Annotated in this window: 14 protein-coding genes; 3 read left to right on the plus strand and 11 right to left on the minus strand. The window is 36.6% G+C overall.

Annotated features, from left to right (window positions below):
• The first annotated feature begins 2 nt into the window (after positions 1–2).
• The gene (locus tag GD597_RS06465; protein WP_171607011.1) at positions 3–377 is read left to right on the plus strand and encodes a hypothetical protein; all 375 of its coding nucleotides are present in this window, start codon (positions 3–5) and stop codon (positions 375–377) included.
• A 527-nt stretch (positions 378–904) separates the two neighbouring features.
• Here the strand turns inward: GD597_RS06465 and GD597_RS06470 are convergent.
• The 7 genes from GD597_RS06470 to GD597_RS06500 form a co-directional block, all read right to left on the minus strand.
• On the minus strand, positions 905–1,774 hold the full coding sequence (locus GD597_RS06470; protein ID WP_317170293.1) for an RHS repeat domain-containing protein: 870 nt from the start codon (positions 1,772–1,774) through the stop codon (positions 905–907).
• Positions 1,775–2,097: 323 nt separating this feature from the next.
• Positions 2,098–2,817 (minus strand): hypothetical protein, encoded by a 720-nt coding sequence (locus tag GD597_RS06475; RefSeq protein WP_171607013.1) that lies wholly within the window; start codon positions 2,815–2,817, stop codon positions 2,098–2,100.
• Positions 2,818–2,892: 75 nt separating this feature from the next.
• Positions 2,893–3,780, minus strand: a complete 888-nt coding sequence (locus GD597_RS06480; protein WP_262888843.1) for an RHS repeat-associated core domain-containing protein — start codon at positions 3,778–3,780, stop codon at positions 2,893–2,895.
• A 92-nt stretch (positions 3,781–3,872) separates the two neighbouring features.
• The gene (locus GD597_RS06485; RefSeq protein WP_171607015.1) at positions 3,873–4,940 is read right to left on the minus strand and encodes a tyrosine-type recombinase/integrase; all 1,068 of its coding nucleotides are present in this window, start codon (positions 4,938–4,940) and stop codon (positions 3,873–3,875) included.
• Between the two features lie 455 nt (positions 4,941–5,395).
• Positions 5,396–6,580 carry an ATP-binding protein gene (locus GD597_RS06490; RefSeq protein ID WP_171607016.1) on the minus strand — a complete coding sequence of 395 codons (1,185 nt, stop codon included), beginning with the start codon at positions 6,578–6,580 and terminating at the stop codon, positions 5,396–5,398.
• Between the two features lie 642 nt (positions 6,581–7,222).
• Positions 7,223–8,767 (minus strand): alpha-amylase family glycosyl hydrolase, encoded by a 1,545-nt coding sequence (locus GD597_RS06495; protein ID WP_171607017.1) that lies wholly within the window; start codon positions 8,765–8,767, stop codon positions 7,223–7,225.
• A gap of 120 nt (positions 8,768–8,887) precedes the next feature.
• Positions 8,888–9,724: a phytanoyl-CoA dioxygenase family protein gene (locus tag GD597_RS06500; RefSeq protein WP_171607018.1), complete on the minus strand. Its 837-nt coding sequence runs from the start codon at positions 9,722–9,724 to the stop codon at positions 8,888–8,890.
• Positions 9,725–9,853: 129 nt separating this feature from the next.
• Between GD597_RS06500 and GD597_RS06505 the strand changes: the two genes are divergently transcribed.
• Positions 9,854–10,699, plus strand: coding sequence for an AraC family transcriptional regulator (locus GD597_RS06505; RefSeq protein WP_171607019.1), 846 nt, complete (start codon positions 9,854–9,856; stop codon positions 10,697–10,699).
• Positions 10,700–11,127: 428 nt separating this feature from the next.
• On the opposite strand, the gene GD597_RS06510 is transcribed toward GD597_RS06505, so the two are convergent.
• Complete coding sequence (locus tag GD597_RS06510) at positions 11,128–11,979, minus strand: hypothetical protein (RefSeq protein ID WP_171607020.1); 852 nt, start codon at positions 11,977–11,979, stop codon at positions 11,128–11,130.
• 330 nt (positions 11,980–12,309) lie between these two features.
• Positions 12,310–12,498: a hypothetical protein gene (locus GD597_RS06515; protein ID WP_171607021.1), complete on the minus strand. Its 189-nt coding sequence runs from the start codon at positions 12,496–12,498 to the stop codon at positions 12,310–12,312.
• 390 nt (positions 12,499–12,888) lie between these two features.
• On the opposite strand from GD597_RS06515, the gene GD597_RS06520 reads away from it, so the two are divergent.
• Positions 12,889–15,177 carry a carbohydrate binding domain-containing protein gene (locus GD597_RS06520; protein ID WP_171607022.1) on the plus strand — a complete coding sequence of 763 codons (2,289 nt, stop codon included), beginning with the start codon at positions 12,889–12,891 and terminating at the stop codon, positions 15,175–15,177.
• Between the two features lie 186 nt (positions 15,178–15,363).
• Here the strand turns inward: GD597_RS06520 and GD597_RS06525 are convergent, their stop codons facing one another.
• A complete protein-coding gene (locus GD597_RS06525) occupies positions 15,364–16,071 on the minus strand; it encodes a class I SAM-dependent methyltransferase (RefSeq protein WP_171607023.1) in 708 nt (235 codons plus the stop codon).
• Between the two features lie 202 nt (positions 16,072–16,273).
• Positions 16,274–16,816, minus strand: a complete 543-nt coding sequence (locus GD597_RS06530; RefSeq protein WP_171607024.1) for a hypothetical protein — start codon at positions 16,814–16,816, stop codon at positions 16,274–16,276.
• Positions 16,817–16,884 lie beyond the last annotated feature (68 nt).

Raw genomic sequence — 16,884 nt, forward strand, 5'->3', positions numbered from 1 at the left:
TTATGAAAGTGATATTATTAGATATTGTCCTACTACTTTCATTAAGTTGTAATTCCCAAGCGATGAAAGAACATATTTTTATTATTGGAATTTGGTCATTGATAAATATTGATGGCTTGAGTTGTAATGTTTGTCCTGAAATCAAATTTACCAAAGACGGTAAAGGTAAAATTACAAAGCCTTCAAGGGAGGAAATTGATTTTACTTATACTTTATCATTAGAAAATAAGAAGATTGTATTTTCAATTGATGCTAATCAGCAATATTTTAATGAAAAAGAATATTCTTATAAAGTGTACACGGAAGATAATTTAGAAATCCTTGAATTAAGTCTAAAAGACAAACCGAGTAAGTATATTTTAACTAGAAAAAAATAACTTTTTAAGCCTTGCCATTCGGCAGGGCTTTTTTAATCCTGCATAAGGGTAGCCAAATTATCTTTCATTTTCTTTTTGGCAATAGCAATCATTTTAAGCAGACAGCTTTTTTCGTCTTTGTCTAAAGTATCAATCAATTTTACTTTATCAAGGATAGAAAAGGTTACTCTTCGGCTTTGTCGGCAATGAGTACGCCAAACTAATGCAGCAAAAAGCATTTTCTTTTACACTCAACAAAGCAGATGCTGGTAAAAACACTAAAGTTAAAATGGCTACTAAAAAAACAAAACCTAATAAATAACAAAAGCCCCGTGAGGGGCTTTGTGGTTATTTACAAAAGAAAGGAAAGTAATAACAAAAGGACTTATCTGTTGTGAAAAATCCTATCGCTAAGAGTAATAATAAGCCCGCTGCTCCTAATAATCTAATTCTTGTGATATAATCACTTTCTTTGTTATTCTTAAACTTAAATGAGAATTTTACTAGAATAACAACTATTAGTAAAATAAATATAGCAATTATCTTCGTCATTTTTCCTTCTTACTTTCTTTTACTGAATAATTAATCAATAAGTTAGTTTTACCTACTTGTGCTTTTAAAATTTTCTTTGCAGATTCATCCAAATTAGTTTTTTTAATAACCATCTCAAATGGAACAGGAGCTAATTCAAATACAGCATCAACAGCCAATTCGGTTTTAATTTCATTAGTTAATCCTTCTCTCTTAATTCTTGCTGAATACTCTAAAATACTACCACCCTTAGATATACCTTCTCCAATTCCGGCAATACTTAGTGTTGCACCCTCTGTAAAAGGGGCTGCTAAATAACCAACAGCAGCCACCCCATCTCCTATTGCAGAAACCACACTACCTGTTTTCTCTAATCCTTTATTAAGTTTTATTTGTGTTTGTCGATACTCGTTCATTTTCCTTTCTATAGACCCTGCTTTAGTAACAACCATTTTTCCTGTTTCGCCATTATAGAAAGAAACATCTCCATTTCTATGTATAAAAGTATGGTTCTTCTCACCACCGTCATTTTGAACTCCTTCACGCCTTTTCCAAGAACCGTCTTTCTGCTCATCGAAAATTCCATCCAAAGCTCCATCAGGGTCATTTCTTAAAATTGGATTGTTTTGGCAAAAATTATACGGTGATAGCCAAACTCTGAGGTGTGCTTTCTTGTCAACACTCCACCACCTGCCTATTTGTGGGTCATAATTACGTGCAGAAAAATCATAGAGTTCTAAACCACTGTTATCCGCAAATTCATTTGATTGTAATTCCTTACCTCCAAATTTATATTTGTTGGCAAGTGTTCCTGCAGCTTTAGAACTTATCCCTGCCATTGTCAACCCGAACGGATAATAATTTATTACTAATATTATTGGCCGAATTTAATCAAAGAACTAATTTGTATTCTTCATGTGATCGCTCACATAAATATACAAATAACGCTCTGGGTATTTTAAGGACTTATTATATGTATTTTCTTTTTGATTTAGATTTTTTAAAAAAAAGAATATTTCAGTCACCAGTAAGAGTATTACATAGCATCGCCCGTTTTTGTCACTCACATGAACGATTGGATTATGAATGAGCCCTTTTCGTAGCGAACCGACGAGTTCCTGCCACCCACAAAGAAACTATGGGAACAAACACTACGGATAAAGAAGCCGTTGATTTGGTCGCACTCACGGCGGCAAAAGAGAACAATATCTTAATTACCTGTTACAATATTATAAAGTAAATGAGGTTCAATTGAAGCATTAGCGTTAATAGGCGTCATTAACAATAAATAAACGCTTCTATTACGTTTTAAAAATAAACAGTCTATTGGCACTATACTGGTTTCCCCCAATGGTCTTTCTTGTCCTATTACAAGGATATCTACGGGGTCTTCCTTTGAATATCGTATCGAAAAATTATCAGCTAATAAATGATAGTTTATAATCGTATCATTTATTTCGACTTTTTGTAGCGAATCCCCAGCTAAGGTTAAATAAAGAGCAGAAGCAGGTTTTATAGCTCCTGCTTTATACCGAAATCTATAGATTATATCCCTACCTATTGTTCCATAACTATATCCTGTTGATAAATCAACGCTTTTCATTTCTACATGTAAAATATTTTCTAATGAAACATCATTCTGTAATATCATTTTATACATTATCAAATGATATTTATTATCAAAATCTAAAATTGCTATCGGAGCTCTTACTTTACTTTGATAAACTTCAATTACTTTTAATTTCCCTTGATATTTTTTTGAAATTAAATTGGAATCTTCCAAAGTGAGTGAATAGGTGGATGGAAGATCTTCGGTAAGAGCTTTTTCATTTTGCAAAAAGCCATTATATATTTTTACAACGGAAAAGATAAAAATACCTAAGATAGATAGCGCTATGATTCGTGTTCTATTTTTTACTTTTTTTTGCATCTATATTAATTGAAATATTCGTTTAATTATCAAATGTTTTGAACAACTAATAATTTTTACATAGCCTATTCTCTGCTATTTTGGTGCTAATTTTGAAAGCAAAGGAACTATAGATCCTTCTGTATTAGTAAGAATTGCCACAGCCACAACAAGTGCACCTAAACCGGGGCGTATGCTCAAATCTCCACCACCACTATTGCCATTTTTATCAATATGACTACCACCACCGGAGATTTGGCCTAAACCAACCCCCAGCCCAACTCCTATATGCCCTTCGTATCCAAAAGCGCCAAGACCAAATGAAATTGAACAATCGGTATTAACACCCACTGTTACAACACCACCAACCGAAATAGAACCACCATCAATATTACCATTACTCAATGAAATGTCATTAATTATAGAACCATCTGTTCCATTCGTCACTCCTTTAAATGATGATACTGTAACCTTATCTCCAAGACCAGAATTAAATACATCTGCTTCTTTAACGATCTTATTTGTAATTGTATAGCCATTTAAAGTAGTAGCTTTTGTACTTGTATTAGATGTTCCAATTGATTTTGATTCTATCTCATTAGTAGCTGTATTTGTTTGACCCTGATTTGCCTGGTTATTGGTCGATGTAGCAAAATTATAAGGCATAATGTGGGCTAATGGATTAATTGGTTTTGGCGGTGGTGGAAGAGAATCTCCTAACTTGTCATTATACAAAATTGGATTATTGCCCATTGAAGCATACAAGCTTTGCGAGTAATCAGGCTTTGAGTCTATCTGACACCATCTGCCTAATTGTGGGTCAAGGCTTCTAAAGTATGTTGTGTATAATTCTAATCCGCTTCCATCGCTAAATTCTTTATACTGCAACTCTGAACCGTCATTAAATTTTATTTTATTTTCTACACTGCCTGCAGCTTTTGAAGATATTCCACTCATTGTCAATCCGAACGGATAATAATGCAAATGGATTCAATGCCTTTACTGTAAAACGTTTCAAAGAACAGATTACCCTTGTAATATTGGCAAATTATGGAAAATTGAGCATGTTTTATACACTATTTTTTAAGCTGTATTTCAGTAAGTAATTTTTGCTGCGCCCTTCTTACCTCTACATTCAGATAATCTTGTACGAGGCATACATAACGGTAAAATTCTTTGCTGCCACCAGCATGACCAGATATCCTGCGAACCATCATTTCAGGTACTCCCAGCATTAATAAGGTTGTAATTGCGGTTCTGCGCATGGTATGTGCGCTCATGTGGTCACAAAAGCGGAAGGACTGCCCATTCTTCCTTTTAATTTCTATAGGCTTACCTTCCCGAAACCTTATTTTTGGCAAAGGATGTATCCAGCCTGCAAGTTGAATTATTTGTTTTATCTGTAGGTCGAAATTGGTAGCTGATAAGCAGGGTAAAAGATTGCTGCCATATTTGGATTTATAGGTTTTAAGAATTGATAAGGCATAATCGGGTAGAGGTATCTGTACTTCTGTGGTTGTTTTTTGAGTAATTATCGAGAGCAGTGCACCCTCTTGACTATGATGGATATTTTTTAGTTTGAGCCTCATTAAATCTGAATATCGAAGGCCAACTGTACATCCAAATACAAAAATATCTTTTGTGCGCTTTAGATGCCTGGATAATGATTTATCAAATTGCTGATCAAGCACAAGGAAGCGAAGTTGTTGTGGCGTAAGTACAATTGGTGCTATATTGCTTATAGGTATGCGAAAACGTTTATGAAAATTGCCTACAGGAAGTGACTTTTCTTTTGCGAGGTAATTGAAAAAGGTTTTGATTATTTTAAATACCGCGCCAGCATAAGCATCGTAATATTTTTTATCGCGATAGAGAAAATCTCTGAACTGTCTGTAAAAGGCATCCCAATATCTATTTTCTTTTTGCTGATCCCGCAAGCTGGCCCTATTGATAAAGGTAATTAAGAGTGGTTTGCCTGTGGATAGTTCAAATTCAGTAATCAGGCGACTTGCCATAGTATACTGTTCCACCGTTTCTTTTGTAATTCTTTTACCGCTTGGTTGAGTTCTGCGCCCAGTTTTGGAAGCGCTGATAAATTTTTTAAACTGTGGCAAAAGCAGTACCTGCTTAGCATTTTTCTTCATGTTTTAAGTATGAAGATAGGAGGCTATTACTACCTGTATTTTGCAAGTTAATCTGAGATTTAAATAATATTTAGTTTAGTGAATAAATATGATTGTACCGCATGAATAAAATTAGAATTCTATTCCTTTTAATTATTGGTGCAAAAGTAGAATGTGTGACACAATATAGGTGTTGCTTTATAATACAAAAGTTGATAATTTATTAGTTAATCTAGTCTGAAAATAACAATTCATTTTAAGAAAACCCATTTGCGCTTTACACTATTAGTAAAATTTAGTACTTAAAACTTTAGTGTTTTAAAAAGATTATTGTTATTTGTTAGGAGAAATATTTCAATGGAATTGCTTCAGTATTTCTAGGAATCGCTGTAAATATTGCTATTATTACACCTTAGCGTTTGCCAATCACTCACTTTAATGTTAAAAATTATTTGACCATGTTGTTATTGCATTTTTTAAAATAAGCTGACTGGGTTTAGTTTAAGGAAATCCTGCCATGGCAGCCCTGCATTTCCAATAAGTAAAACTTTATCAGGATTAAATTTTTGTTTAAAAGCAGTTATTCCTGAGGTGTAACCCGCGGCACCACTTTTTACCTCAAGGCCAATAACTTTTCCCTTTCTTTCAATAACAAAATCTACTTCCTCATTCCGCTCTCTCCAGTAATGTAAGTTGAATTTTTCGGTAAGAGAATGATTGATGAGGTGTGCACCAATGGCTGATTCAACCAAGCGGCCCCATTCATCAGGTTTGGCAAGTGTATTTTTAAACAGATCATTTCTCTGAGCGCTTATTAAAGCGGTATTATGCACCTGAAATTTAGGACTGGTTGATCGTTGACGGATCACATCCGGTGCAAATTTCTCAATGCCTGCCAGTAAACCGGCCGTATTCAGTAATGCTAAATAATGAGACAGGGTAGTAGTATTTCCGGCATCTAGTAGTTGGCCGAGTAGTTTTGTATAGGAAAGGATCTGCCCTGAATAAAGACAGCCTAATTCAAAAAGGCGCTTCATCAATGCAGGCTTATCTACACGGGTTAGCATAAGAATATCTTTTGAAATACTTGTCTCGATCAGCGATTCTGTTATGTAGGTTTTCCACCTATCTTCATCCTCTATTAAACTTGCAGATCCGGGGTAGCCACCAAACCATACATATTGATTTACATCCCATCCAAAAGCCTGTTGCATTTCCTCATAAGACCAATGACTCATATAAGTGCTTTCAAACCTGCCGGCCAGTGATTCGGTAAGTCCTTGCTGCAATAATAATCTGGATGACCCCAGCAGGATTACTTTTAGGTTTAAATTGTTTCGGGTGTCAGTATCCCACAACAGCTTAACAGTTTCACTCCAGTTATTAATTTTTTGTATTTCATCAATTACCAATAAAAATTCTTTCGTTTCAAGTTGTGCCAGTTTTGTACGGGCAGCTTCCCATTGTTGTTCCAGCCAGGTTGCATTGCTGGCAGCTACAGCGTCCGCAGAAACAAAAAGATAGTCGATTTTTACTTGGGTAACCAGCTGGGTCACTAAGGTAGTTTTACCCACCTGACGAGGTCCCATAATTACCTGCGCGAACCTTCTTGGCTCTTTCATCCTCTTTATAAGTGTCTGTAAATGAGGTCGTTCAAACATAAAATACTATTTACTCAATATAATGAGTAAAATTACTAAAAATTATGAGTAAACCAAAGAGTTACGAAGAATTCTTCGAATAAGTGATATTTTACCGTCGAAAAAAATTTTCCATCATGCTTTAAAGAAAAGAGCATTGTTACAAACAATCTTTACCTAAGTAAAATTTGGAGGTGAAACAAATTTGGCCGAAATATAACAGGTTAGTAATACAGGAAGAAAGGTTTATTTAACACTAATTACAAATCTTAGCTAAATTACCTAGCTGCGGTATAGATGGTTATTGATCTTAGCATCGCACTATACCGCTGCTTCAAGTATTTTAACTGGTATAACAGTTCTTAACGCATAAATTCTTTTAAATTTCATTAATAAATGGTTTGAAAACTGTACTATGGGGGTCACAGTGTAAACCTCAAAAAACAACGAATTCCCTGTAATACAATGTGTTACAGGGATTTTTATTTTCAATATGTCTCAATAAAGCGTGGTTTTTGTTAAGTTTTGGAACGCCATCCTGACACCAAAATGTTTTTTTTTGACACCAGGCAATGAATATGCTGTTCAGCACCTGTTGCGTCGCACACTTTTACTGCAGATATTCATCTGGTCATTTCCTTAGGGCAAATGTTTGGGAAACTGCTATTTTATTTCGCATACCAACACTTCGTATGGGGATAAAACAACTTCATTATGTTGTACAGTATTCCAGCCAAGTAGGGTTGTATAATGGTTATACTCCTGCTGCAATTTTGCTGTTTGCAATTCATTTGAAAGATTTACCAACACTACAACTTTCCTGCTTTCAAAATTGCGATAGAAGCTAAATACATTTCTGTTATTATTTGCTGCATTGGCATAAACGCCATTTGCTATAGCCGGGTTACTTTGTTTGAGATGAATGAGTTTTTTATAAAAGTTGAATAGAGAAGTTGAATCTTTTATTTCTTCCTCCAGCGATATGCCGTCGTTGGACTTAAAATTGGTATTATCCCACCAATCACCGGTATTTTTATACCAAAGAGCTGAACCTTTTCCCGCTCCAGATGCATACCAGTCAAATGCTTCCCTTACAGGGATACTATTTCCATCGCTACTCCCAGAAATTACATTTTTGCCCTGCATGCCAATTTCCTGACCATAATAAATGGATGGTATTCCTCCCATTAACAACATTAAAGCAGCGGCCACTTTTTGTTTTTGAGGATTTTTTTCCAAAGATGCAAACCTGTCTATATCATGGTTTTCTAAAAAAATAATTTGATCTTTCCCTTTTGGGCAAAGCACTAAGGTTGTATCGGCTTTATTGATTAATTGTTGTTTATCAAAAGACAGAATTGCCTGTTGCAGGTTAAACCCAAACATTCTGTCAACGCCAGCCTTTTCAAAATAGCCAAAACCATAATCTTTCCATTCAGCTTGCTCGCCCACTATTTTTATATTAGGGTTTATTTGTTTAAGTGAACTAATTAAAGGGCTCCAAAATTCAGTAAAGAGGTTGGTAAGAGCTGGTTTGTTATCTAAATTATCCATGGCATGGTCTAGCCTAAAGCCATCTGTTCCATCATCAAATTTTCCATCCTTATTAGGGTCCATAAAATAGGTAAACAATTCGCGGTTATAATCCAGCACCTTTTCGCTTTTTAAATTAACCGTAGTTGCCTTTATAACGGTACCATCATAACCGTGCAGTTCATGTAAATCAAATACCATGGTGGACGGCTTTAAATGTGCTGCATCATCAAACAAAATATAATCGCTGTAAGGCGATGAAAGATTTCCTACGGCATCTTTCCACCACAGATGTTTTTCTGTTACATATTGTGTTTCCATGTCAAGATAGATCTTCATGCCATGTTTATGAATATCTTTTACCAGTGCGATATAATCTTTCATGGTGCCAAATTCAGCATCTATTTTTTCGAAACTATTTGCGAAATAGTTGTGATAGCAATCTGCATCATAAAGCGGTAAAAGTAATATGGAAGTTATCCCTAAATCCTGCAGGTAATCAAGCCTTTTACGCAGTCCGTTTAGGTCTCCTTGCATATCGCCATTGCTATCGTAAAAACTGCGCTGACAAACATGGTAAATTACTTCACCTTTATCATTTGCATTTATTTTTTGTGCCCAAAGAGCTGAGGTGTTTATTACTAAAAAGAGGGAAAGCAGAATAGATTGTTTCATATTTTATTTTTTCAATTTTAATTTAATTCGGGCTGTTTTATGCAGCGCAGCAATACAGGTGTACAAGTGTGCGACGCAACGGCAGCTACATTATAATTATTTGCCGGGTACATTAAACATTTAAAGCGAAGCGCTATTATATAATACCGGATTTAATGGTGAGTTAATGATAGTATCTACAGTAGCCCCGGGGCACCAGGTATTCCAATCATTTATCTGATCTTTGTTTTCCGGTTGTTTTAACTTCATGTCTTTATCCATATAAATAATCGTCATCACCTTTCGCATAGTATTGGTGGTATTAGCCCCTGCACGATGAAAAAGCCAGCCCGAATGAAAACTTATTTCACCTGCATCAAAGGGTTCAATTACATGTGTAAAATCGGTAACTCTCAGTTTGTTTTGTATTAGCCTTTCGCTCTCATCGCTAATTTCCAGATCTCTTCCTTCTGTAATTTTATGACTGCCTGCACTGAACTCTAATGGCCCAAGTTCAAGTGGCGTGGCCTGTAAAGGTATCCATGCAGTGATGGTTTTATCTGATTGCAGCGGCCAATAATATTGATCTGCATGCCATGGTGTTATGCCACCGCCACCTTCTTTAAACAGGGCCTGATCGTGGTATATACGCACTCCGCTGGTTTGCATTAGTTCGGAGGCAATTTTAGCAAGTCGTTTACTAAATATAAGTTGTTGTACTGTGTCATCCTCACGCCATAAATTAAAGAGTTGTAAAAAAGCTTTGCCATAGGTTGTTCTTTCCTCTAATGGCTTGCTTTGATTGTTCATAATGTTCACTCTGTGGGTAATAGCTTCCTGGAAATAGTTAAGCGTGGGTTCGTCTAAAACCTGTTTCAATTTTATATAATTGTACTTTTCATAAAAAGCTATCTGTGCTTCTTTTAAAGTATATGGCTCGTTTAAAAAATTGGCAATTGCTGCGGGCAACTGTGTCATAGTAATTTGTTTTAACAAAAATATTGTAGCGGCAGCAGCTGCGTTTGCACCTATTTGCCAATTTGTAGCACTATATTGACAGTTTAAAGTGATTATTGCATAATTTAGGGAAATATACTGTTTTACTAGATGAGGGCTGCATTTGAAAATATTCCACTGCAAAAGGGCGAGCAGGCATTTCATGTGTTCAGGCTTGCCGTGCCTGCCTTTGAATTTAACTGGCATTATCATCCGGAATATGAGTTAACACTTATTAAAAGCGGCATGGGTAAAAGAATGGTGGGCGACAGTTATGCAGCATTTGATTCTGGTGATCTGGTGCTTACAGGATCGGGTTTGCCACATACATGGGCCAGTGAAAAAAAGAACAATAAAAAGGTAGTGGCAGAAGCTGTTGTAATACAATTCTCTGCAAATTTATTTGAGCCCTTGCTCCACTTTTCTGAGTTTAAAGCTATCAAAAAGATGTTGCTGCAAAGTAATCGCGGACTTGCTTTTTCATTCGACAAAGAGACTGTTGCGCTTATTGAATCTTTGCCGGAACTAAATGGTGCAGTGCGTATGGCTACCTTACTGCTTATTCTTGAAAAGCTTGCTTCTCAAAAACCTGAATATTTATCTTCAGTGGAATTTGTTGGCATGAAGGGAGAAGCAAATGAAAAACGGATAAATAAAATATGTGCCTATATTCAACATCATTTTAATAAACCCCTGCAATTAGAAAAAGTTGCGGCGTATATTCATTTATCGCCCAGTGCGTTTTGTAAGTTTATGAAAAGGGCTTCGGGTAAAACCTTTTCTGATTATGTAAATGATGTACGCATTGCACATGCCTGTAAACTACTTACTGAGACGGATAAACCTGTTAGAACTATTGCATTTTCCTGTGGCTTTGAATCGCTTACTTATTTTAACCGGGTATTTCTAAAAAAGAAGCATATTACCCCGAATATGTTCAGGCAAAAGAATAGTTGAGCTTTTGTGTATACAGACTTGAGGGCCAATTGTACCAGCGTGGTTTGCCAGCCTGGTTAAATATGCCAATTGGTTGGTGTTACAATAACATGCTATTTTATGTAATCGCCAGTTAGCGAAAATGGAGTTGGCTTATTTCTTTCTTAGCGCCATAAATACAGGAAATCTTATTGGGTAGGTATAAAAGAATAATAAAACATTGTTTAAATACTGTTGTACCCGGCTTTGGTTTTTTATTAGGCTTTACTTGCGTCGCACTCTTGTACGGTTAGATACTATATGGAGCAAAACCAAATGGAAGATTAATGCAAAAAATGTATGGGAAGAAAGATAATTGGGAAGAAAATTTATATAGCATTCAGTCAGGAGCAGGAGGATAAAAGCTCCCTTGCTTACTCCGCTTCAGGCAGACATTCTGTCTACTATGATTACCAAAGCTTCCATTTACCTTTCTTTTTTGTTAACTCTTTAATGGTCTGTTTGGTTGTTGGTTTGGGTTTTGTTTTTTCTGATTCAAATTGTTGGTCTGCAACTTTAATAATCCACATGACAAAGTCGGCAACAAAACCGTTCATTGATTTATTATTGTCGTAATTAATTTGAACTTCTATCATGTCAATTTTTTCAATTAAGTGTGCTATCTGCTTGTGTCGAATAGGTAAGTACCATTTAATATTAAAGTTGTTGTCCCAATTCGCATAATTAGCAATTAATACCTCGGCATTTTCAAAATCGTTTTTTGTAGGCTTTGTTGGTTGATTTATTCTCGTTGTCGCAATCAGGGTGTATCCATGCTCTGTATCTTTTATTGCTTCTAAAACAACCGCTCCACCATAATTTCCATTTGTAAGTTTAAATGTCAAGCAGTCACCTTTCTCAAAAGGTGGCTGTTTGATTACTTTCTTTTTTCTAGATTTTGCTTTTGGCCTTTCAGTTTGTAAGTCCGCCAAGAATTTGTCAAGAACAACCTCTCTTTTTTTAATGTCTTTTTCATCAGCATCAAGTCGTCGCCAAACTTCCAGGTCTAACCCTGTTTCAATTATTTTTCTTACTTTTTCTAAAATCTCTGTATTAGGTTCCTTGCATTCCCATTGTGCTTTTGCAATTGCAAACCAAAAGTTGTTACAGTCGTCAGGTTCATTGATGATTTCTTGATTGTCGGCAATTAGCTTTTTTGAAATGTCTTCTACCGAAAGTCCTTCATTATAAAGGGCGAAAAATTCATCGTATATGTCTGCGTAAGTGTCGTTAGATGATATTGCTGTTCCCCATGCTCCCATAGTTTGGTAGTGTAAGTTTATAGTTGCCTATAACTCAAAAATAGACGAACGAAATAGCGTTCCCAAAAAAAAGTGTTCTCATACTTTATTTGGTCGATTGGCCAATAGCTGTTACTTTAATTTTGGGTGTTATAACAGCCCATTCAATAATCCAACCGTACAAGAGTGCGACGCAAGCGGCGATGCCATGAAAACCATTTGCCGGGTAACAAAAGCATTATTTTTCAAGAGTAGCAAAGAGGAAATTACAATGCTTTAGATAGATAGCTATGCCAGTTTATATACAGTTGGTTTAGTAAAAATACATATGCGCATTGTGCTTTAATGTGATTAGCGCTGCAGTATTCTGCCGGGGAGCATGATAATGCCTTTTAGTAAATTTAAAACCCCATCTACCGCAATGCCCAGTATTCTGAATGGAATGGTGAGTATCCAGAAAATGGGATAGAGTACCAATGCAAGTATGGCGAGTGGCCAGCAAAGTACAAAGAGGATGATCCAGGCAATAAATGTTATCATGGTTTGAAGATAATTATTGCCTGTTGCTGCTCCAAGTGAAAATACATGAACGGCAGACGGTGCATTACTTTCTATTACTTCATTCCATTGTTTATGTGTTTGTATGGATATTCAAATCGCCAAATGCCTGCCTGATACACAGCTAAAAATTAGTACGAAATAACCTGATGCTAAGGACATTCACAGAAGCAGGTATAAACGACGTTTTGTGTTGCCGGCGGAGGACTTAGATGCTCTGTGCTTTTTCTCCAATCAACCAGTTTTATTACCATTGCTGTTATATTATTCTTAAACAGTCATTAAGCTTTAGTTAATCGCCTGTCTGGCGTTCTTGAATTAATTTGCACCCTTTCTTTAAGAATTTCATAGGCTTAGTTTCAATATCAACTCATGAAGAATTGTATACTGCTGGTTATTGGTGTTTTTGTTGTTGGTAATGCATTTGCCAATCTTACACAAGGCAATTGGCGTTGGCGTAATAATAACGGAACAGAAACCACTGCCACCTGGAAAGCCGCAGAAAACAACTCCATTTCCATAAGTGATACAAGTGCCCTAAGGCTTAGAATGGAAATCATCAATACCAATACCGATCCCAAAGATTTTTCTCAGCCCTTGCAATATGCTACCAATATAAACGGTCCATGGGAGCAGGTGAATAACGTAAGTGCTGCATTTACAGTAGGGTATTCCTCCTTTGTTGCGCAAAATGAAGCTACCACTCAGCAGCTAACAGGTTATTCCGCAAGCTTATTTGTGCCGGGCCAGCTAATAGTTACTAATCCTATTTTTTTACAAACATTGGGCGCCACCACCAAAACCGAATATGAATGGGTAATTAAACCCACCCCATATATTAAACCCGGTGCCACTTATTATTTCAAGTTAGCAGGTATGGATTATCCGGTGGTATTGCCTTCATTAACAACATCCGCTAGTTTGCCTGTTCAGCCGGATATTTTAACCAATGGGGGCTTTGAAAGCGAATTAAAGGACTGGAAAACTTCTATCGGTATCGGAGTTGCAACATTTGCTACCACCACCAATCCTTATCATACCGGTAATAAAGCCATTAAAGTGGTAGTTACCAATAAGGGGGGTAACAATAAAATTAAATTAAAGCATAAGCAATTTACCATTGATACTGCCGGCACATATGAGCTAAGGTTTTGGGCCCTTGCAGATATAAAAGACGCACTGTTGAATATTAATTTAAAAACTGCCACCGCCACAAATGGCTGTACCTATAAAATCTATAACCGTTTCGATAATACAGCCAATGGCTGGCAAATGTATCATTATACCTTCAGGGTAAGCCAAAGCCCGGTAACACTGGAAATTAATTTTAATACCAACACCACCTACTATTTGGATGATGTGGAAATACTTGCTGCCAACCGTCCAGTAACAGATGTAGCCACACAATATAAATGGCAATACCAGCAACAGGGCTATGGTTGGCTTTCCGGCGATAATGATAACTCCGTTAAATTACCCGATGGCAGCATTGCATGGATTTTCAGTGATTCTTTTTTAGGAACACCTGATGCACATTCCAATATCATCACCAATAATTCAATTGTAAATAACCTGATTGTGCACGAACAAAACGGACAATTCAACTCAATTTTTGGGGGCACTTCGGCCGCACCTGTTTCTTTATTCAGCCCCGGCAATGGCAATATTTTCTGGAATAGTGGGGGCGTAGTAGATGGCGGCAAACTAAAAATATTATTAATGGAAATTGGCGGCAGTGGCGCTTATCAAAATAAAACCTATATCGGTACCTTAACCCTGCCTGATTTACAGGTAGAAAGCCTGGTAGAATCGCCTTATCACGAAATAAATGCACCTAATACCATTTTTCAGGATAGTGGCTTTAATTATATCTACCTCAGCGAAAGGGTAAGCACTTTTGAAAATTATACCCAGATAGCCAGGGTAGCTGCAGGCAAACTAAATAATAGCAGGCCATGGCAGTTTTATAAAAACGATGGCACCTGGAGTACCAGTTATACCAATGTAAAAAGAATTGTAAGTGGGGTAGAAGCAGCTTCCGTAAAAAAACTGGGGCCGGGTAACTATGTAATGTCGGGTGTACCCAATTTAACCAATGAGGTTGCCGTATGGTTTGCACCTGCGCCTGAGGGTCCATGGACAAACAAACAGGTAGTGGCCAATATCCCGCAGGAAGAAGGTGTGCTGCCCTACCAGGGGCATATTGATGCGGGCAGTGGTGCTAATGGAGTATATACATTGTCTTATTCCGTGTACCCTTTTACCGGTTCAGTTCCGCAACAATTGTCAGATAAGGGTAGCTATATTCCCTACTATATAAAGGCCAATTTACTGGCATTATCGCCTTTTACAAATAACAATATGGCAAGCGCAGCCGTGCAGCAATCTGTTACAAATAGCATAGCCAATCATACGGTGCAGGCATTTATAGCACCCAATCCGGTGCAAGGCGATATCCGGTTTACGCTAAGGGGATTCAAGGGGGCAAGTATAACTGCCAGGCTCACCAGTTTGGCAGGCAAAATATTGTATACCCAACAACTGGCAGTAACTGAAAATGGCACTTATACCTTAACCTGTGCAAAGCCAGCTGCCGGCCTATATATTTTGCAACTCATAGCCCCGCAACTTCGCCAAAACCTAAAAGTAATTGTGGAGTAAATAATTTTTATTGGCCCGGCTATATCGCTGCAACCAGCTTCTCTTGCGTCGCACACTTGTACGTTCGGGATGCTCATCAGCTTTTAACAAAGGAATCCTGCGCATTTTGCTATCCGTTGGTGGAAATATTACCGGTTGCAGATAATAATGTTGCTGGCAGGTCTTTTGTGTTCAGCAATCCTGTTGCTACTTAATTCCTCCAAAGGCACCAAAGCACATATTTTTATGCAATATTTCTACTTTTCTAAAGCCAACTTGTTTCATCAGGTCTAATTGATAATTGATGGACCTTGGTGAATCTTCTTTAGCTACATAGTCTAACACTTTTTGGCGATATTCTTTGCCACTTAATCCTTCTAAATAGTCGCCATACCTTTCCCAGGTATATTCGTTTAGTAATGGGGTGTCTTGTGTAACTAAATCCGATATCATCAGGCAACCACCTGGTTTTAGCAGCGTAAAGAGTTTGCCAAATGTTGTTTCCCAATCTTTGTCGTCTCTTAAATGATGCAATACGGCACCTGCTAAAATAATATCGTAATAATTTTCATTTAGTTTAACTTCTCTTATATCGCCTTGCACAATGGTTACCTTATTATTTGTTTTTTGGGAAACCCTTTCAAATGCTTTATCAAGCATAGGCAAACTCAGGTCAACTAATGTGCAGTTTAAGTTGGCAATTTTTGTGAGCATCATTAAAGTATAATTTCCTCCACCACAACCTATGTCCAATAAATTGGTAGCATCAGGCACAATTCTCTTCGCTGATTCTGTGATAAGTTCTAATGAAACTGTTGCATCAATTGTTGAAAGCTGTCCGGTGTCCAGGTTTGAAAATCGTTCCACATCATTGTCAAACCGTTCTTTAATTTCTGCTACTGTTGATTTATTCATATGCGTTTTGATTTGTTATAAACATCTTTTGATGGCGCAGCGGCGGTTCTTACTCTTGCACCCAACTCAAAAATAGCCGAACCAAATACCTTTCCAAAAAAATGCGTTATTGATAATGGATATAATTATTGTGGGTTTTTTAAATAAATGGGGCGTTTATTTCTTACTGTCCCAAAAACCGCGAAGGTTACAGCAGCCTTAATTATTGTACGGTTATTTTAAATTCCTTTGCAATGACATAATTTTCATCAATGGTTATTAGCTTATAAGAAAATACTTCCCTGTTGGCTTCGAAATGAATTGTCGAAATGCCATGTTTAGTACAAACAGCTTCAACTTTTTTCGTAATTGAAATTGGAGCTTCTAACAATTTGCCACGCCCTTCCTTTAAATTGCCCACAAATGTGTCGAAAGTAAAATTGCATTGTTTATTTGTTATATATGTAATCCAATTCCTAAAGCCTAAGGTTATTGAGTCAATTGCCTCTTTGATGTCACTAATTATTTTTTCAATATCAACTGCTTTGGAATTTATATAAGTTGTGGCAAATTTTTCATTGTAGTCTAATAACAAAGGATGAGCCTCAAAATATTTCAGCTGACCATTAGTGCCTGCTAATAATTTGAACTCCTGTTTATCTTTAAGGTCAATTAGAATTTTTTGTTCCCCAACTTTAATACTTATAAAAGTTGCTTGATAATGATCAATTTCACATATTTGATTGGCTATCTCTGTTATGTCCATTGGGGCCTGTATAATTTTTCAGCTAACTCAAAAATAAAAGAACAAAATACCCTTTCCAAAAAATGCAT

The organism is Limnovirga soli, from assembly GCF_013106755.1.
GTDB classification, from domain to species: Bacteria; Bacteroidota; Bacteroidia; order Chitinophagales; family Chitinophagaceae; genus Limnovirga; species Limnovirga soli.

What these genes read in the sequence shown, in the direction of transcription:
- GD597_RS06490 (WP_171607016.1), bottom strand. Translation starts at nt 6,580, where the DNA reads ATGTTTGAACGACCTCATTTACAGACACTTATAAAGAGGATGAAAGAG.
- GD597_RS06465 (WP_171607011.1), top strand. Translation starts at nt 3, where the DNA reads ATGAAAGTGATATTATTAGATATTGTCCTACTACTTTCATTAAGTTGT.
- GD597_RS06520 (WP_171607022.1), top strand. Translation starts at nt 12,889, where the DNA reads ATGAAGAATTGTATACTGCTGGTTATTGGTGTTTTTGTTGTTGGTAAT.
- GD597_RS06485 (WP_171607015.1), bottom strand. Translation starts at nt 4,940, where the DNA reads ATGAAGAAAAATGCTAAGCAGGTACTGCTTTTGCCACAGTTTAAAAAA.
- GD597_RS06500 (WP_171607018.1), bottom strand. Translation starts at nt 9,724, where the DNA reads ATGACACAGTTGCCCGCAGCAATTGCCAATTTTTTAAACGAGCCATAT.
- GD597_RS06505 (WP_171607019.1), top strand. Translation starts at nt 9,854, where the DNA reads ATGAGGGCTGCATTTGAAAATATTCCACTGCAAAAGGGCGAGCAGGCA.
- GD597_RS06475 (WP_171607013.1), bottom strand. Translation starts at nt 2,817, where the DNA reads ATGCAAAAAAAAGTAAAAAATAGAACACGAATCATAGCGCTATCTATC.
- GD597_RS06525 (WP_171607023.1), bottom strand. Translation starts at nt 16,071, where the DNA reads ATGAATAAATCAACAGTAGCAGAAATTAAAGAACGGTTTGACAATGAT.
- GD597_RS06515 (WP_171607021.1), bottom strand. Translation starts at nt 12,498, where the DNA reads ATGATAACATTTATTGCCTGGATCATCCTCTTTGTACTTTGCTGGCCA.
- GD597_RS06510 (WP_171607020.1), bottom strand. Translation starts at nt 11,979, where the DNA reads ATGGGAGCATGGGGAACAGCAATATCATCTAACGACACTTACGCAGAC.
- GD597_RS06495 (WP_171607017.1), bottom strand. Translation starts at nt 8,767, where the DNA reads ATGAAACAATCTATTCTGCTTTCCCTCTTTTTAGTAATAAACACCTCA.
- GD597_RS06530 (WP_171607024.1), bottom strand. Translation starts at nt 16,816, where the DNA reads ATGGACATAACAGAGATAGCCAATCAAATATGTGAAATTGATCATTAT.